We start from the raw sequence: 18683 nt of genomic DNA on the forward strand, positions 1-18683 counted from the left end.
AAGTGTTTGAGCATAAATAGGAAAGGCCATTTGGCGTGGCCGCAGGTGCCGTGCCATTCAGGAAGCGCATTGTTAGGGTGGGGGAGGTAAGCAGCGTGGGAGAAATGGAATTGGTATCCCGTAGATCAGGAGGAGCAATACGCGATGGTCTTCTTTTGTACTTACTGTCCTTTGAGCTCTCCCGGATTCGCGACGGGAGTAAATGCTCTGTCCGTTGCGCTTTTAATCTCCGAAGTGGCTACCTTTATTCGGTACCCATTACTACAATATCATGGCGATCAGGCAATTGAAACTTGTATTTCTCCTTCCCCTCTTTCTGGTAAGTTTCGCCGCCGGCGGAGCGGCGGTGGCTCCAGCACCGGCCAACCAGACGGCCGGCATCACACTTGCCGATCTGGACAAGGATAGGGTAGAGGCCCGCCTGGGGCGTAAGCTGAAGTTTCGGGAGAAGGTTGGTTTATGGATACTCAAGAAGCGGGTTAAGCGGCAGGAGCGCCGGGCCCGCCGCGCCCAGCGCGGCGCGGGGCCAGTGGATGGCCTGGCCCTGGCCAGCTTCATCTGCGGAATCCTGGGTTTCCTGATCGGCTGGCCGGCCATTGCGGCCTTGGTGTTAGGGATTGTTTCGCTCTCCGGCTTTAACCGAAACCCCGGATTCCGGACGGGTAAAGGATTCGCGATTGCCGGCATTGTCCTGGGCGGGGTAGTCATCCTCGCCGTATTGACGGTCGTGGCGATTTTTGCTTCGGGTGGATTTTTATAACTCAATTACCACGCTGAACATGTTCTTTTCGGCTCCGTTAGGAGATAAAAGTCAAGAACATGAGAGTATTCACTTTATTGCTCCTCACCCTGATGCTGTGCACCTGCGGTGAGCGCCCAACCGAGTCCCAAACCGAGGAGATGCCGGCAACCACCGAGGTGGAGGAAGCCCCGGAGGCCAATGATGATGCCTTCGGCGACGTCACCGTGCACCCCATTTACCACGGTTCCGTCGTCCTGGAAGCTGCGGGGAAAACGATTTTTGTAGACCCCCACGGTGGAGCGGAACGCTACAAGGATTTTGCGGCACCCCAGCTGGTGCTCATCACCCACACCCACGGAGACCATATGGACAAGGAAACGCTGGCGGGAATCGACCTGTCCGGAGCAACCCTGGTGGCCCCCGCCGCCGTGATGGAAGGACTGGAAGACGTTGAGTTCGGTGGCAAAGTTAGCCTGGCCAACGGCGAAAGCGAGCGCGTCCATTCGGTGGGCGTGGAAGCCGTGCCGGCTTACAATTTGCCCAAGGCAGAAGACGGTTTTCACCCCTACGGGAAATTCAACAGCTACCTCGTTACGGTAGACAACCAACGCTTCTATTTCTCCGGAGATACGGAAGATATAGAAGAGATGCGGGCGCTGGAAAACGTCGACGTGGCCTTCATTTGCATGAACCAGCCCTACACCATGACGGTAGAGCAGGCGGCCGATGCCGTCGCGGATTTCAAGCCCCGCGTGGTGTATCCCTATCACTACCGGAACCAGGGAGGCACCAAGAGCGACGTCGAAAAATTCGCCGCCATTCTCAGTGAGTCGGCCCCCACCGTAGACGTTCGCCTGCGGGAATGGTATACGGAGGCGGAAAGTAAGTAGGCCCCGAATTTCCCCTTAGAGCTTGTTTGGAATTTAGTAATCGACCTCCATTTGGCCTTTTTTGGCACTAGCCGCGTTGGGAAAATCCTCATTTAGCGCTGCTAAACTCCGGCTTTCCCGCCTTGCTACTACCAAAAAATTCTCAAATTCGGCCAGACGACCAAAATCCAAACAAGCTCTTAGTTTTTCAAAAAAGGGCGGTATCGAAACGTTTCGATACCGCCCTCGTTATTCCTTCGTTAAAGCGATCAGTACCCCAGAATCTCCAGCATCGATTCGGCGGTTTGTTTCGGGTGCAGGACCCGATCCACGAGATTGCCGGCATCGTCCAGATCAATGATGATGTGCTGCGGACTGGGGATCATGCAGTGCTTGATGCCCCCGTATCCGGAGATGTTGTCCTGATAGGCCCCGGTATGGAAGAAGCCCAGGTAGAGCGGTTCTTCGTCTTCGGGCTTGATCATGGGCAGGTAAACCTGACTTTCGTGGATTTCGCTGTTGTAGTAATCCGAGTTGTCGCACGAAAGTCCGCCGATGTTGACCCGGCGGTAGTTGTTGTACCAGTGGTTGATGGGCAACAGGATGAAGCGCTCGCCGATGCCCCAGGCATCGGGTAGGGTGGTCATGAGCGAATTGTCGATCATGTACCACATCTCACTGTCGTTCTGCTGTTTCTGAGCCAGCACCGAGAAAATGGTTGCACCACTTTCCCCCACGGTGTACTTGCCGAATTCCGTGAAGATGTCCGGCTCGGGAACGTCCATTTCCTCGCAGGCCTCCAGGATGTTGGAGACGATTTCCCGGACCATGTACTTGTAGTCGAACTCGAAGCCGAGGCTGTTGCGGATCGGCATGCCGCCGCCGATGTTCAGGGCGTTCAGGGATTCACTTTCCTGCTTGAGCTCGCCGAAGAGGCGAACCGCTTTTTTCAGTTCTCCCCAGTAATAAAGACTGTCTTTGATGCCCGTATCCACGAAGAAGTGGAGCATCTTTAGGTTAAACTTCTCGTTGTCCCGGATGCGGTCCCGGAAGAGGGGGACAACGTCCGCGCCCCGCAGTCCCAGGCGGCTGGTGTAAAACTCAAAGTTGGGTTCTTCCTCGGTCGCGACCCGGATGCCGATGTTGCAGGTACCCTTTACGTGCTCCTCGTAGTAGTCGAGTTCGTGACCGTTATCGACGACCGCAATCAGGTTTTTGAACCCGTCGTTGATCAGACTGACGATGCCCGCCAGGTAGTTTTCGGGTTTGAAACCGTTGCAGACGATGTAAACGGATTTGTCGATTTTGCCCCGCTTGTGCAGCCGGCGGATCAGGTCCACGTCGTAAGCTGAACTGATTTCCAGTTGCACGTCCTGCTCCAGGGCTTCTTCCAGCACGTGGGCAAAGTGACTGCTCTTGGTGCAGTAGCAGTAATAATATTTCCCCGTGTAGCCCTGGCTGCGCATGGCGCGCCGAAAGAGGTTCCGGGCGGCCTTGATTTTCCGGCTGATGCTGGGCAGGTACGTCAGCTTCAGCGGCGTACCGTATTTCCGGATCAGGTGGATCAGCGGGATGTTGTTAAACGTCAGGTAACCATTATCCAGATCAAAGCCTTCCTGGGGGAAGTAGAAGGTCTGGTCAATCAGGTCAAAATATTTGTTGGCCACGGCGAAATTTTGAGGGCGCAAAAATACGGCGATTCAAAATTTAAATTTTGAAAAAAACGACGCTTGCCCGGGTGGACGCTGTTAGCGGTTGATCCTAAATCAATTGTGAAGCGGGCGGGAAAGAAGGACCTGGATACGTAAGGGAAGTTAACCTTATCGGGAGGTACTGGGCCATCCTTACGGCTTTCCGGTGTTCAGCGTTGGAAAGGTGGTAATTAGTCAGAACCAACCTCGTAGCGTAATCGGGGTCAGTAGAGCACTACGTGCGGGTGCCGGGTTGATCCGGGGCGCCGAATTGTTTGGTTTATTCCCGTGGGGACGCCAGGTTCTTTTTCGTTAAATTGCCCCCGAACCCATACCAACAGCATGCTGCGATTGAGACGACTACTGCCCCTGATGGCCTTACTTTTATCCGGTTTCCTGACCGCCCAGGTGGACCAATTTGAACGGCTGCCCCTGCCGGATAATGAGGCCGACATTCAGTCACCGAAAGACTTCCTGGGCTACCGCCTGGGCGAACGCTTTACCGAATACGCCCGGTCGGTGGAGTACTTCAGGTACCTGGCGGAGGCAAGTCCCCGCATTCAACTGGAACAGTACGGAGAAACCTACGAGAAACGCCCCCTGATCGTCCTGACGGTCAGCGACGTGGCACACATGCAGCGGATTGAAGAAATTCGCCAGAATAACCTGAAGCTGGTGGACGCTTATCGGGCGGACCGGGATGAGGTGGCGGCCCTGGCCGCCGAGCATCCGGTGATTAACTCCTACAGCTACAACATCCACGGAAATGAAGCTAGCAGCACCGAAGCGGCCATGCAGGTGGCCTACGAACTGGCCACCACCAAAGATCCGGAATTGCTGTCCGCTCTCAAGCAGACGGTCAACGTCATGTTCATCTGCATCAACCCGGATGGCCGCGACCGCTACGTCTACTGGGCCAACTCCGTGGCCCGCGCCACGGGCGGAGAGGAACCCCGTGACCTGGAACACTACGCTCCCTGGCCCAATGGCAGAACGAACCACTACTGGTTCGACCTGAACCGCGACTGGATCTGGGGCGTCCACCCCGAAAGCCGGGGCCACACGGCTCACTACCAGAAGTGGATGCCGCAGGTGCACACCGACTACCACGAACAGGGCTACGACGCCAATTATTTCACGGTGCCCGGCACCACCCCGCGCAACCTGCTGTTACCCGAAGCCTACGAAACCTGGGCCGATACCTTTGGCCGGGCCAACATCACGGAATTCAACAAGAAGGGACTGAGCTACTTCACCCGTGATCGCTTCGACTTTTATTACCCCAGCTACGGCTCCAGCTATCCCGCCGTGATGGGCGGCATCGGGATGCTGACCGAACAGGGCGGCATCGGTGGTCACCGGGCCATCGAAACCGAGGATGGCTACGTCCTGACCCTGCGGCAGCGGGTGTACGATCACTATACCACCAGCCTGGCGCAGGTGCGGGCGGCGGCGCGGAATCGCCGCGCCCTGATCGACTACAGTATGATGGCCTGGAACCCCTTGTCTAGCAAGGCGATGGCTACGGCCTACCTCATTGAGGATGACGGAAGCGAGTATTTTGGCGACGTGGTGAATATCCTCCTGGCTAACGGAGTGGAGGTGGAGCGTACCACCGAAGCCCTGACGGCCTCCGGCGCCAGTTACCGGGACGGCGGGCGCGTAGCCCGCCGTACGCACCCCGCGGGAAGCGTGATCGTCTCCACCGAACAGGCCCGCCACCTCTTCGTCAACAGCCTGCTGAGCAAGGATATGCAGATCGAGGATAGCGTGATGTACGACATGAGCACCTGGTCGGCGCCCCTGGCCTATAACCTGGAGGCCTTTTCTTTCCGGGGACCCCTTACGGTGGACACCGAGCCCGTTACCAGCCCGATGTCACCGGAAGGCGGAGTCTTCCGCGTGGACGGCAACGGACCGGCTTATGCCTACGTAATTTCCTGGCACCAGCGCCACGCGCCCAAATTCTTATCGGCCCTCTGGAAGGAAGGCATCCGCGTCAGGAGTGCGGTGGAAGGATTTACCGCCGATGACGGTACGGAATTTTCCGCGGGCAGTCTGGTGGTGCTCGCCGGAAGAAACCTGGAAAAGGAGGCCTCGTTGGACGGCACCATGACCCTCCTGGCCCGTAAGTACGGGGTGCGGGTGCACCGCTTCACTACGGGACGGATGGCCTCGGGCAATGACCTGGCCAGCACCCGTAACTTCCCCGTCAAGATGCCCCGGGCGGCCCTGTTGGTGGAGCCTCCCTTCAACACCTATACGAGCGGACAACTCTACTTCCTCTTTGATCAGGAAACCCAGCTCCCCGTGGAGCGCATCCGGGCTTCCATCCTGAGCCAAACGGATCTGCCGAAATTCGGCACCCGCTACGGCACCGCCGACCTGAACGACTACGACGTACTCATCCTGCCGGACGCCGGCAACCTGGACGCCGTGTTCGGAGAATCCGGGCAGGCGGCCCTCAAACGCTGGCTGACGGCGGGCGGAACGCTGGTGGCCGTTGGCAGCAGCGCGGAATTCTTTACCGAACGCAGCGGCTTCCTCAAGGCTCAGAAACTCGACCGCCCGGATCGCGACACCTCCGAAGAGGCAGCGGGACTGGCCTACGGAGACCGCACCGACTACTACGGAAAAAAACGAATTCCAGGTACGGCCCTGCACGCCTCGGTGGACGTCTCTCACCCGCTGGCCTTCGGGGTTAAAGGAGAGGTGTATACCCTGAAATTTGGGAGCAGCGCCCTGACGCCCGACGCCAGCCTGCAGTCCGTGGGCCGCTACGCCGCGGAGGCCGAAGACCTCCTGGCCGCCGGCTACGCCAGCGCCGACAACCTGGATCACCTGGCCGGCAAGACCTGGGCCGGGATGCGAACCTTCGGCCGGGGAAAAATCGTCTACTTCCTCGACAATCCGCACTACCGGATGTTCTGGCGCGGCCCCAGCCGGATGATGCAGAACGCCGTGATGATCGTGCCGGGAATGTAGGCGTCTTCGCGACACCTAGGTAGTACAGCCGGTCCTCCGAGCAGTCTTTACTGGGCCGTTGGCCTGGTATGCTGCTCGTCGGTCTCGGCGTAGACCTTCCGTGCTAATCCATGTTTTTTACCGAAGCTTTTCGATGAGCTCCTTGGGTTTGAAGGGCTTGGACAGAAAATCGTTCATGCCGGCCTCCATGGCCTTGTGGACGTCCTGCCGCATGGCCGATGCGGTCAGGGCGATTATCCTGGTGTCCCGGTTGGGGTTGGCCGTGGACCGGATCTTTTGTGTTACCTGGTAGCCATTGATTCCCGGAAGCTGAATGTCCATCAGGATGACGTCGAATTTGGTCGCGGCGGCTTTCAGCAATGCGTCCTCCCCGTTCTCGGCCAGCTCCTGTTGCACGCCGAGTTTTTCGAGCAGTTTGATGATGTATTTCTGGTTGATTCGGTTGTCTTCCACCACCAGGATGTTCATGTGCTTAGTGTTTTGCGAAGTAATGGGCGCGGGCCGCTGGTCGGCCCTGGATTCCGGGGCCGCTGATTCCGGGACGACCAGCGGGATCCACACGCTGAAAGTACTTCCCTTGCCCCGCTCACTTTGGGCTTCAATGCGCCCTCCGAGTAGGCCGACGAGTTCCTTGGTGATGGCCAGCCCCAGCCCGCTGCCGCGAATGTTGGCCCGTTCGTGGGCGTCGATCTGTTTGAATTTCAGAAAAACCTGATCCAGCTTATCGGCCGGGATGCCTTCGCCGGTATCCCAGACGGAAAGTTGGAGCATGGCCTGATCCTTGCCGTTCACCACCCTGGCCGATAATCCGATTTCCCCCTGCCGGGTGAACTTCTCGGCGTTACTGAGCAGGTTGTTGAGGATTTGCTGCAGGATTACCGGATCGGTGAGCACGATGTCCGGAAGCGCGGCGTCCTTCTGCAGCATCACGGAGACGGGCTTGGACAGTACCTTATTGCGGTAGGTGGCCAGCAGGTTCTCCATCAGGTTGTGCAGTCGGACCTCCCGGACGACGACATCAATGGAGCCACTCTGAATCTTGGCGATGTCCAGGACGTTGGAAATCAGTCCGTGGAGGAAATTCGCCGAGTGATCGAGGGTCGTCACGTAGTCCAGCTGCTCCTCACTGAGTTCGGTGTCGTACAGGAGGTTTACCATGCCGATGACGGCATTCAGGGGGGTGCGGATTTCGTGACTCATGTTGGCCAGAAAGGCCTCCTCGGCCTGCTGGGCGTTTTCGGCGAGTTGCTTGGCGGCCAGAATCTCTTGCTCATTCTCCTTCCTGAGCGTAATGTCGGATTCGATGGCCATGAACCCCTGGACCTTGCCCTCCTCGTCGAGCATGGGGTTGCAAATGATCTTAATCCAGTAGGGCTCCCGTTGCTTATTGTAGTTCAGGACCTCCACGTCAAAACCCCGGTGTTCCTGGATGGCCTTCCGCATGATCTCGACCACCTCCTGGTCGGTTTCCGGACCCTGAAGGAAATCTCCGGGCCGCTTGCCGATGACCTCCTCCAGCGTGAAGCCGGAGATTTTGGTGAAGCCTTCGTTGACCCACTCCAGGTATCCTTCCTTGTCGGTAATGATGACTCCGTTGGTGGTTTGACTGGCGACGAGGGAAAGGCGTTCCAACTCCTTGTTCAGTTCCCGTTGCCGGGTGATGTCCCGACTGATGCCCACGATGCCGGTAATTTTCCCCTTACCGTCAAGGAAGGGGAATTTGCTGGTGAGCATCCAGGCCTCTTTGCCGAAATCATTGTGGAGTATTTCCACGCGATTCTCCACGGGAATGCCGGTCGACAAAATTTCTTCCTCAATCAGCTTAGAGTTCTTTCCCGTGATGGAAAAGACTTCTTCGTCCGTCTTCCCGAGAATGTCTTCCGGAGCCGTGAAGCCCGTATGCTTCAGGTCCGCCGCATTCGTCAGGACCTTTCTTCGCTGCCCATCCTTTAGGTAGATGGCGTCGGGGAGGTAGTCAAGGACGGTTTTCAGCAACCGCCGGTCGGCTTCCGATTCCTGCTCCGCGGCCAGGCGTCGGTCCTTTTCCCGTAGGTTCTGGTAGGTATTGATCAGCAGGCATACGATCGGACGCAACTCCTTGATCTGAATGTCCGCAAAAGGCACGCTGCGTCTGAGAATCAGGGTCTGATCCGGGGCCGGGGAAAATACGTAGATCCACTGGTCGTCCAGCGGAACGACCTGATACCCACCCGATGTTTCCAGAAGGTGCTTAGAGGATAGAATTTCCTTCCCGACGGAGGACCGGGGGAACATCCCGGGAACGGCAAAAGTGTACTGATGCTGGCCATCCGAAGCGGCGCTGGAGATTAACCCACAGGCATTGCATTCCAATCTTTTTAACAGCAGCGGGACCGTTTTACGGACCAGCAGCCGCTCGGAAGTTTGGTTGCCGATGGCCAGCGCAATTTCCAGCAGGATATCGCTGAGAATCGGAGAATGCTTATTGCTCGAGGAGTCCAACTACGGCCGTTTTGTTGTAGACGTCAAGATACGAATCTCCGTTATTGGCAATTTCTCCCAGGGTGAGGGCTCCGAAGGCGTTGGCTTCGGGGTCGAGGGCCAGCAGCTCCCGTTCGAAGTGATCGCCCATGAACAGCACTCGCGAAATACAGTCAATGATCAGCGTTCCTCCCCCCAGGTTTCCGGAGTCGGTGGCCGCCTGCCGGGCCTGGCCCGCCCCGGCGATGAGGCTCTCCAAATCGCCGTACAGGATTTGGACGAAGGAACCCTCCTCGATGTCGTCCAGCAAAAAGATGCGCTCGTTTTCGGTCTGAAAGGGGTCGCGCACGATCATTTCGTCGTTGAGCTTTTGAATGCCGAAGGGATAGGATTTGGTGGCGTTGAAAAAATCGCCAAAATCAAAGGCTTTACCGGCGTGCTCTTCCACGATTTTCTGGTAAGTGCTCATGGCCGGTTGCCAGTTCAGGCTGATGACCTGATTGCCCTCCGCCTCGGTTACCTTCATGGGCTCACTGATGGGTTTCCACCCGTGGGCGATCCCCAGCGTAATGGGTTTTGGCATGAGGGCCACCACCGCACTGCCGTGGGTAACCCCCGCATTGCTGATGATGCAGGGAAACGGACGAAAGGCCAGGGAGCCCGCTCCTCCGCCAAGGTAATTGGGGAGAGATCCGTACAGGTTATACAGGGTATCCAGTAGTTGGCTTTTTCCCCGAACCAGCGCATCGATGAAAATGAAGATGGAGGCGTTCTCGATTTCGGGGACGTCAAAGGCAGTGGTGATCTTATCCTCAATCGCTACTTCGTCGAAGTCGAGAATGGTCACACTGGCCATCTCTTCCCGTAGCCCCAGGATGATACTCTTGTCGCTAAAGCGCTGCCCGTCGATGATCACCTCCGGGAAGACCGCTCCGATGACGGTGGTTTTCATTTGGCGCAATTGCTCCTGCAGGGTGGCTACGTCGAGATTCACGTCTGCGCCGACGTACATCAGGATGGAGTTGACCGAGGTAGTGGCCTCAAGCTCTCGCAGCACCTCCGTTAATTGATGAGCTTCCTCCTGGGAAACAATGCGCTTTAACATAGTGAACAGCTTTCTAACTAAGGGTAAGGTCCCGGATGGGCACCAAATCATACAATTCCCGACCAAAGTATTCAATTTTGGCGGGACTTTCGTCCCTAAGCCACCCAACGGGATGACAAGTCCTTTTAGGATGCACTTTTTCGGTGATGAACGGATAAAACCCCGTTGGCCGCCGTGCAAAATTATCCGGTAGGGGATTCAGAGGTTGGGTAGGGGTTGGAATAGTTAGGGGCCTGCCGGCCGGGTGCAAGGTGGAACCTTCCGGCGCAGTGGTTCCGGGTTGTTTGGTTGCCGGGTGGTCTACCGGTGACTGAGGGAGCATCTTTTGCATACCGGACGTAGGGTAATAACAATCCAGTCTTCTGGCCAGAGGTAACCCGTGGTCGGCGCTGTTTCGCGAAGGCGTAGCCGAGCGAAATGGCGTCCGAACTCTATTTGATGACAAAATTTTTCTCACCCTACAATGCATGGGTGGCCGTCGGGAGGATTAACGGGGGAGGAACCACGCACCCCTTCCCTCAAACTCCTCACTCCGGGTAAGGCGCGTCTGATCGCTTCCGTCCGGGCGCATGAGGTAGAGTTCTCCGTCGTAGCCGTGGCGGGGATGAAATAGTATCTGGTGCGTGATTTTTCAATTTTAATCGATTCCTGGCCAATAAGTTGGTTCCGCTGGACCTGGTTGGCCGGACTACCTGGGTGAACGGTATCTTCCTCGGGGGCTGGCTGTATGTGGGGAAATTACCGGTGGTTGAACAGGAAATACTTGTCGGCGGGGACAATCGTGACGAATCAGTATGCGTCCGTGGTCTACCAAAAAGTATACAACTCCCGTAATCGTGTATACGCCATTCAGCTCCCCAACCCTCCACCTTTGCAGTATTCCTAACTTAAACAAGTTCCCAATAATGAGTGCAAATTCTCAATTCGGTAAACAGGGCTGGACCCCCGCCCGCATCGATTCCCTTGCCGGGAAAACTTACCTCATCACCGGTACCACCTCCGGCACCGGATTCGAGGCGGCCAGGATCCTACTCGGTAAAGGCGCCGAGGTCGTCATGCTGAACCGCAACGAGCAGAAAGCGGCCGGGGTGATCGCTGATCTGAAGCAACGGGTGGGAGCGGGCTCAAAGGTGTCTAACGTAAAAATGGACCTGGCGGACCTGGCTTCCGTACGCGCGGCCGCTGAAGAAATTCTGACGAAAGTGCCCAAAATCGACGCGCTGATCTGCAACGCCGCCATCGCGCAGGTGCCCCAACAGCAGCTGACCAAAGATGGCTTCGAAAGTCAGCTAGGCGTGAATCACTACGGCCACTTTTTGCTCTGTAGTTTGCTGTTTGACCGCTTGAACGAATCCCGCGGACGCATCGTCGTCGTGGCCAGCGAAGGCTACAAGATGGGGAGTAAAACTATTCAGTTCGACGACATGAACTGGGACAAAAATTACAGTCCCAATGCCGTCTACTCCCAGAGTAAACTGGCGCAGATGATGTTCGCCTACGAACTACAAGACCGCGTAAAAGCAGCCGGTAAGCAGGTGACCGCCTACGTTTGCCACCCCGGTGCCTCGGCAACTTCGCTGATCGAGAACAGTGGCAGCCGGATGTCGAAAATTATCTTCGGGCTGATGGCGAAGACGCCGCTCGTGCAGTCGGCCGAAAAGGGTGCGTATGGCCAGGTGATGCTCGCCACCGAGCCGACAGAAAACCTGGACCAAAAAGCGTACTACGGCCCGACGGGCTTTCAGAACTTTACCGGTCCGGTTCGGGCCAGCGAGGTGGCGCCCCACGCCCAGGATAAGGTGACGATGGAGCGGCTTTGGTCGGTTTCCGAGAAGGCCGTAGGTTTTACCTGGAATATTTAAGCTAAAACATATAATATGGATATCTTGAAAGCAGCCACCGACTGGGCTAAAGCCGAACTCGTTTCCACCCCCTTCTTCGTCCTCGCCGGCCTCCTCTTCCTCGGGGCAAGCATCGGTTTTTGGCAGCTGGGCAAGACCGAACTGGCCCGGGCCTACATCATTCCCACGCTGGTAGCTGGCGTTCTGCTGGTCATCATCGGGACGGGGCTGTACTTCACCAACCGCGCCCGGCTGGCCGATTTTCCCGTCGCCTACGAGCGGGATGCCCCGGCCTTCGTGGCCGCCGAAAGCGAGCGTGCCGCGGCGACCCTGAAGGAGTATAGCACTATCGTATTCACTGCCATACCTCTTATCATTGCATCCTGCGCCCTCGCCCTTATGTTTCTAAGCGGCCCTAACTGGCGAGCGGCTTTGATCACGACCATCGCGATGCTGACGGTCATCTTGCTGATCGACGGCACGGCCTACGCCCGGATCGCCGCTTATTACGAACAACTCAAAGTCGCGGGCGAAACGCTGTAATCAAATTTCTCAACATGCAACACTTCAAAACCCTTGCTGCCTACTTCGCGTACATGGGGATGCCCCGCCCGGAGCACCCCATGCTGAGCGTGCTGACGGCGGGGGCGGATGATTTTCTGCCCTGCCCCAAAACCAGTTCCCAACCGATCACCACGGGCTGCTATTCCATCAGCCTGAAAAAAATCGTCAGGGGAAACCTCACCTACGGCAGGACGAAGTACGACTTTTCCGGCGGGGCCCTGATCTTCATCGCTCCGGGTCAAATTTTGCAGTGGGACGAAAGCGTGGTCTTTGAACGGCAAAAGGGTTTTTCCATCAACTTCCACGAAGATTTTCTGCGGGGAACGGAACTGGCCCGTCAAATCAAACGATACGGTTTCTTTTCCTATTCCGTCAACGAAGCACTCCATCTTTCCCCCCGGGAAGAACGGCAACTGGAAGCCATTGTCGGGAGCATCGAACTGGAGTACCACAACAACCAGGATGCCTTCAGTAAGGACATCATCATCTCCCAGCTGAGCACCCTGCTGAAGTACGCCGATAGGTTCTACAATCGGCAGTTTCTCGACCGGAAGGCGTTGTCAAACGACCTGCTTACCCGGTTCAACCAACGGCTTAGGGCCTACTTCGAGTCGGGGCAATTGGAGGGGCAGGGAATTCCGAGTATCGAGCGAATGGCGGCGGAGCTAGCGGTTTCCCAGCGTTACCTGAGCGATACACTGAAGAAGGAGACGGGGAAGACGACCACCGAACATCTGCAATTGTACCTGATCGATGAAGCCAAAGAAATGCTGTTGCAACCGGACAGAAGTATCGCGGAGGTGGCGTATGCCCTCGGCTTTGAGTACCCGCAGTACTTCTCGCGTTTATTTAAGCAGAAGGAAGGTTTGAGTCCGTCGGCTTACCGGGATAAGTACCGGTTGAATTGAACTAAAGGGTGAATTTGCCGGTACGTCAGCCCCCCTGTAACCGACGCTTCTTTACTAATTATGCTCGTCCAGCCGCACTACTTCGTCTTCTGGCTACCATAATGCGAACGATTTTGAATACTACTGGGATAAGTGTTCCACCAAAGTCCCCGAAGGGGCGGGCAGTGGGCCGGCCCTCATCCTTTCTGAACGCTCCAATTGAACGTTAGATCAATCACCTTCCAACCTCCCCCTCGCTCCCCATCCCCCGCAACTTTCCACCTCCCCACTACCGTTCCTCCACCAACATTAAGCCAGTAAATGAAGGATTCTCACTATTCGGTAAGGCGTTTGCGCCCCGGTCGCCGACGGCGACGCCGCCGCTGAACCGGCCTTTGACGGTCGGTCGGATCGCCCGGGCGTGCCCGTGGACGGACCGCGAAAAAAATGGTCTGACTAGTCTCCCAATCCTTATTTACTCCTTAATTTTGCGCCCCTTATGGCACATTCCCTTCCCGAAATTTTGACGTCCGGCGTGCAGGCCGCCCTCACGGCCCTTTATGACGTTGACGGATCCGCACAAGACATTACCCTGCAAACCACCCGGAAGGAGTTTGAGGGAGAGTTCACCGTGGTTACTTTTCCCCTCACCCGCCTAGCCCGGAAAAAACCGGACGAGATCGCCGGTGACCTGGGTAACTACCTGAAGGAAAAGCTCGCCGAAGTCAGTGACTTTAACGTCATCAAGGGGTTCCTCAACCTGGTCATTGCGCCCACTTACTGGCGGGACTTCCTCCTGAACGGACCCCAAAAGGCCGATTTTGGGCGGGGCGAACGGAAGGGAGAAACCGTGGTCGTGGAGTTTTCGAGCCCCAACACCAACAAGCCCCTGCACCTGGGCCACGTGCGGAACATCCTGCTGGGGTGGTCCAGCAGTCAGTTGCTGGAGGCCGCCGGGTACGACGTGAAGAAGGTGCAGATCATCAACGACCGGGGAATCGCCATCTGCAAATCCATGCTGGCCTGGGAACGCTTTGGCGAAGGCGCGACCCCGGAAAGCACCGGGGTGAAGTCCGATCACTTCGTGGGCGATTTCTACGTCCTTTTTGAGAAGAAGTTCCGGGAGGAATACGCTGCCTGGCAGGAAAGCGCGGAGGCCCAGCGCATCCTGCAAGAAAAGAAGAAAGCGGATCAGGAGGCCAGCGCCTTCTGGAAGGGCTTCAAGAACCAGTACTTCAACGAGCACAGCAAGCTCGGCGCGGAGGCCCAACAGATGCTTCTACGGTGGGAAGCCGGCGACGAGTCGGTGGTCAAGCTGTGGAAAAAGATGAACGCCTGGGTCTACGCCGGTTTCGACGAAACCTACGACCGGCTGGGCGTGAGCTTTGATAAGCTCTACTACGAATCCAACACCTACCTGTTAGGTAAGGATATGGTGGACAAGGGCTTGAGCACCGACGTATTCCAGAAGCGGGACGATGGTTCGGTATTTGCCGACCTGACCGACGCCAAGCTCTCCGAAAAAACGCTCATGCGGGCGGACGGTACGAGCATCTACGTCACCCAGGATTTGGGTACGGCCCGTTTGCGGTACGACGACTTTGGCGCCAAGCGGATGGTCTACGTGGTCGCCGACGAGCAGAACCACCACTTCCGGACCCTCTTCGAGTTACTGAAGCGGCTGGAGGAACCCTACGCCGACGGCCTCTTCCACCTGAGCTACGGCATGGTGGACCTGCCGTCCGGCCGGATGAAGAGCCGGGAAGGCACCGTGGTGGACGCCGATGACCTGATGAATGAGGTCATCCATGAGGCGCGCCTGGCGAGCCAGGAACGGTCCGCCACCGAAGGACTCAGCGAAGCGGAGCAGGAGGACATCATCCGGCAGATCGGCATGGCAGCCCTGAAGTTTCACATCATCAAGGTCGGCCCCCAGAAACGGATGGTCTTTGACCCCAAGGAGAGTGTAGACATGCAGGGGCAAACCGGCCCCTACGTGCAGAACGCTTACGTCCGGACGCAGGCCGTCTGGCGGAAAGCCGGTGCGGACCGGGACGTATCCGCCGCCGGGGACTACCGGGATTTGGCTCCCGCGGAGCGGGATCTGATCGCCCAGCTCTACGCTTACCCGAACCTGATTCAGGAGGCCGCCGAGCAGTACGACCCGAGTTTGATCGCTATGTACTGTTACGAACTGGCCAAAAACCTACACAAGTTCTGGCACGACCACAGCATCCTCAACGCCGAAACCGAAGCCGCCGTAGCCTTCCGCCTGCAACTCTGCCGGGCCGTGGGCAACGTGCTGAAGTCGGGGATGTTGCTGCTGGGCATTGAGGTGCCGGAGCGGATGTAGGAGTAGGAGACGTAATGGCCTAGGCTGTTCCGTGAATTAACCCTTTGGCCATCAAGTCATTGAATTTTCCAGTAGCGACAAGGCATGCCTTGTCGCTACCGTTTGCCCCTCTGAACTGCCGCGATTCCGCAGGAATCGCTGATGAAACCTCACGGAACAGCCTACCTAATGGCCTCACCGCTATTTTCCTTAAAAACAAACTGTTAAATCCCGGAAACCCTTCTTTAGGCTCGTTAAGCTGGGCTTAAAGGAGGGTTTTTGCGTGGGTCCTGCGGGGTGGGATGGTAGCTTTATTGCAACCGGACGAAGCGATTTTCGTCCCTTTCCCCACAAAAACCCATCAAAATGCCTGTATCTCTACGTTCATTATTCCTTGGCCTGCTGTTGCTCCTGCTGGCCTTCCCCGCACAGGGTGCCATGTTGGCCATCGCCACGCCCGTCACCCCCGCCGAGGCACCCGCCGCTACGGAGCAGCTTCTCAACCTGAACCGGCAGGCCCTGGAACAACAACTGGGGCGTAAACTGACCTTCAAGGAACGCCTGGCGCTGGGCGCCACCAAACGAAAACTGCGCCAGGAACAACGGCGCGCGCAGAAAGGAAAGGCCAAAAAGGGAAAGAAGAAAGGCTTCGGCATCTTTGGCTTCGTCCTCGGACTGGTGGGCCTGATCCTGGCCGGCATCCTCCTGAGCGTCATCCTGATCGGTTCGCTGGCCATTGTTGGCGTGATCTTCGTCTTTGCCCTGCTGTTTTAGGGAAGAGATCAAATGTACCTTAAGTAGGAGGTTGTGGTCGGAAGCCTGTTTTGCGAAGGCGTAGCCGAGTGAAATGGCGTCCGAACACTAATTGATGTATAGCTCAAGCGTGAAATTTTTATCACCCTACATCAAATTCGTCTTCTCCCAACAAATTCAACGGGAATCCTTGCCGTTTTCAGATTAGGACCTATCTTAGCGCCATGCAAACGATGACCAACAAAAACTGGTGGTGGCTGCAGCGTACTTTCCGAGTAACCTGATGCGGTCCGTTTGCCAATTGCAAAGAAACTTTAAGCCCGTCGGTTACTCCGGCGGGCTTTTTTTATTCCCGTAGGAGTAGTCGAGTAAATTCTCTTCATTTTGTCTTTTCCCCTTACAACTTCCCGGACGATGAACATCAAGGTCAACAGCAGACGACTGACCGCCGATCAGCTGACGCCGGTCATGCTGTACCTGTCCGTCCGTGACGAATTTTCGGACCCGGTATTGCTGGAGTCCAACGAAACCCGCGACAACGAGCATTATTACTCCATCGTCGGTCTGGAAACCCTCGCCAGTTTTCGGGTCACCGAAGGCGTCATTAAGCGTAATATTCTGGGGGAAGCCCTACCCGGAGAGACGGTCAGCGACGTAGATGCGGTGTCCCAAAGCCTGCACACCTTCCTGTCGGACTTTAAACTCGACTACACCCACGCTGACCCCCTGGTCAAGTCCTTCAACGGCCTGATTGGTCACACCAACTTTGAGGGCGTGCAGTATTTCGATACCCTGAAGTTCAGTAACGACCAGGTTCTGCGGTCGCCGGACCTACGGTACCACCTCTACCGCTTCATCCTCGTCTTTCACCACTACCGCGATGAGCTCCTGATCACCGAAAATTTACCGGAGGGCGAGGAGAGCAGGATGGAAGAAGTCATTGCGGCCATTCGTCGGGGTGGGGGAGTTCACCCCTTCCGGCGCCACGGCGCGGAGAGTAGCAACCTGACTGACGAGGAGTACAAGGAACTGGTGGCCCGTGGCAAACACCACTGCCAGGTGGGCGACGTGTTCCAAATCGTCCTGAGCCGGCAGTTTCAGCAGGGATTCCGCGGCGATGAGTTTCAGGTGTACCGGGCGTTGAGGAGTATTAACCCCTCACCGTATCTTTTCTACTTCGATTACGGAGATTACCGTATCATGGGCTCCAGTCCGGAGGCCCAGATGGTGATCCGGGAGGGCGTGGCCCGCCTCAACCCCATCGCGGGAACCTACCGCCGGACCGGAGACGACGCCAAGGACCGGGCCGCCACGAAGGCCCTGCTGGAAGACCCCAAAGAAAACGCCGAGCACGTCATGCTGGTCGATCTGGCGCGCAACGACCTGAGTCGGCACACCAAAAACGTGCGGGTGAAGAGCCTGCGGGACGTCCACTACTACAGCCACGTCATTCACCTGGTGAGCACCGTAGAGGGCGAATTGCACGAGGAGGGACAGGCCGTCAGAATCTTCGGCGACACCTTCCCGGCGGGAACCCTTTCGGGAGCCCCCAAGTACCGGGCCATTGAGCTGATCAACGAATACGAGAACCAGCAACGCGGTTTTTACGGCGGCGCGATCGGGTTCATCGACTTTGCGGGGGGCATGAACCAGGCCATCCTCATCCGGTCCTTCTTTAGCCAGGACAACCAGCTGTTCTATCAGGCGGGCGCCGGCATCGTGGCGGCCTCTAACGCGGACAGCGAATGCCAGGAGGTCTACAACAAACTCGGCGCACTGACCAAGGCCATCGACAAGGCCGAAACCTTCCTGTAATCACATTTTACTCATTTAAAATTTTCTTGCTATGAAGGTTTTAATCCTTGATAATTACGACAGCTTCACCTACAACCTGGTGCAGTACGTCGAAGAAGAACTGGGCCACTCGATTGACGTTTTCCGCAACGACGAAATTGATCTTGATCGGGTGGGGGAATACGATTTGATTATCCTCAGTCCCGGTCCGGGAGTGCCCAGCGAAGCGGGCATCATGCCCGCCCTCATCAAGCAGTACGCCCGGGAGAAGGTGATTTTCGGGGTGTGCCTCGGGCACCAGGCCATTGGGGAAGCCTTCGGGGCCTCGCTGATTAACCTCGACCAGGTGCACCACGGCATCGAAACGGAAATGCAGCGCACGGACGGTGACGATCCGATTTTTTCGGAGGTCCCGGACCACTTCAACGCCGGGCGCTACCACAGCTGGGTCATTGATCCGGCAACCATGCCCGAGGAACTACTCGTCACCGCCACGGGAGAATTCGGGGGAATCATGGCCCTGCGCCACCGGGAGTACCCCGTTTTTGGGGTACAGTTTCATCCCGAAAGCATCATGACGGAACACGGACGCCTCATGATCAGGAATTTGCTGAACTTTGCCCGGCAACGGAGCACCACGGCTGCTGCCTGATGACTTTG

Annotated in this window: 13 protein-coding genes; 10 read left to right on the forward strand and 3 right to left on the reverse strand. The window is 56.9% G+C overall.

Annotation, left to right across the window (positions count from 1 at the left end; translation table 11 throughout):
- Positions 1–286 precede the first annotated feature (286 nt).
- Both E1J53_RS04965 and E1J53_RS04970 read left to right on the forward strand, forming a co-directional pair.
- Positions 287–760, forward strand: a complete 474-nt coding sequence (locus tag E1J53_RS04965; protein ID WP_216650004.1) for a DUF4190 domain-containing protein — start codon at positions 287–289, stop codon at positions 758–760.
- A gap of 59 nt (positions 761–819) precedes the next feature.
- Positions 820–1632, forward strand: a complete 813-nt coding sequence (locus E1J53_RS04970) for an MBL fold metallo-hydrolase (protein WP_134271847.1) — start codon at positions 820–822, stop codon at positions 1630–1632.
- A 248-nt stretch (positions 1633–1880) separates the two neighbouring features.
- Here the strand turns inward: E1J53_RS04970 and E1J53_RS04975 are convergent, their stop codons facing one another.
- On the reverse strand, positions 1881–3278 hold the full coding sequence (locus E1J53_RS04975) for an arginine decarboxylase (protein ID WP_134271848.1): 1398 nt from the start codon (positions 3276–3278) through the stop codon (positions 1881–1883).
- 366 nt (positions 3279–3644) lie between these two features.
- Between E1J53_RS04975 and E1J53_RS04980 the strand changes: the two genes are divergently transcribed.
- Positions 3645–6287 carry a M14 family metallopeptidase gene (locus E1J53_RS04980; RefSeq protein WP_253930517.1) on the forward strand — a complete coding sequence of 881 codons (2643 nt, stop codon included), beginning with the start codon at positions 3645–3647 and terminating at the stop codon, positions 6285–6287.
- A gap of 117 nt (positions 6288–6404) precedes the next feature.
- Here the strand turns inward: E1J53_RS04980 and E1J53_RS04985 are convergent, their stop codons facing one another.
- Both E1J53_RS04985 and E1J53_RS04990 read right to left on the reverse strand, forming a co-directional pair.
- Positions 6405–8768 carry a PAS domain-containing hybrid sensor histidine kinase/response regulator gene (locus E1J53_RS04985; protein ID WP_134271849.1) on the reverse strand — a complete coding sequence of 788 codons (2364 nt, stop codon included), beginning with the start codon at positions 8766–8768 and terminating at the stop codon, positions 6405–6407.
- Positions 8749–9852: an FIST signal transduction protein gene (locus tag E1J53_RS04990; protein ID WP_173021364.1), complete on the reverse strand. Its 1104-nt coding sequence runs from the start codon at positions 9850–9852 to the stop codon at positions 8749–8751. Before E1J53_RS04990 ends, E1J53_RS04985 begins: the two co-directional genes overlap by 20 nt.
- 905 nt (positions 9853–10757) lie before the next feature.
- On the opposite strand from E1J53_RS04990, the gene E1J53_RS04995 reads away from it, so the two are divergent.
- The 7 genes from E1J53_RS04995 to E1J53_RS05025 all read left to right on the forward strand — a co-directional run bounded on the left by E1J53_RS04995 (position 10758) and on the right by E1J53_RS05025 (position 18675).
- Entirely contained in the window at positions 10758–11714 is a 957-nt protein-coding gene (locus E1J53_RS04995) for an SDR family oxidoreductase (protein ID WP_134271851.1), read from the forward strand.
- A 15-nt stretch (positions 11715–11729) separates the two neighbouring features.
- Positions 11730–12236: a hypothetical protein gene (locus E1J53_RS05000; RefSeq protein WP_134271852.1), complete on the forward strand. Its 507-nt coding sequence runs from the start codon at positions 11730–11732 to the stop codon at positions 12234–12236.
- A 14-nt stretch (positions 12237–12250) separates the two neighbouring features.
- Positions 12251–13165, forward strand: a complete 915-nt coding sequence (locus E1J53_RS05005; RefSeq protein WP_134271853.1) for an AraC family transcriptional regulator — start codon at positions 12251–12253, stop codon at positions 13163–13165.
- Between the two features lie 478 nt (positions 13166–13643).
- Positions 13644–15497, forward strand: coding sequence for an arginine--tRNA ligase (argS, locus tag E1J53_RS05010; RefSeq protein ID WP_134271854.1), 1854 nt, complete (start codon positions 13644–13646; stop codon positions 15495–15497).
- 345 nt (positions 15498–15842) lie between these two features.
- Positions 15843–16250 carry a hypothetical protein gene (locus E1J53_RS05015; protein WP_134271855.1) on the forward strand — a complete coding sequence of 136 codons (408 nt, stop codon included), beginning with the start codon at positions 15843–15845 and terminating at the stop codon, positions 16248–16250.
- A 363-nt stretch (positions 16251–16613) separates the two neighbouring features.
- Positions 16614–18044 (forward strand): anthranilate synthase component I family protein, encoded by a 1431-nt coding sequence (locus E1J53_RS05020; protein ID WP_253930523.1) that lies wholly within the window; start codon positions 16614–16616, stop codon positions 18042–18044.
- A 31-nt stretch (positions 18045–18075) separates the two neighbouring features.
- Positions 18076–18675: an aminodeoxychorismate/anthranilate synthase component II gene (locus E1J53_RS05025; RefSeq protein ID WP_134271856.1), complete on the forward strand. Its 600-nt coding sequence runs from the start codon at positions 18076–18078 to the stop codon at positions 18673–18675.
- Positions 18676–18683 lie beyond the last annotated feature (8 nt).

The sequence above is a fragment of the Lewinella sp. W8 genome, from assembly GCF_004375085.3.
Classification (GTDB): Bacteria; Bacteroidota; Bacteroidia; order Chitinophagales; family Saprospiraceae; genus Neolewinella.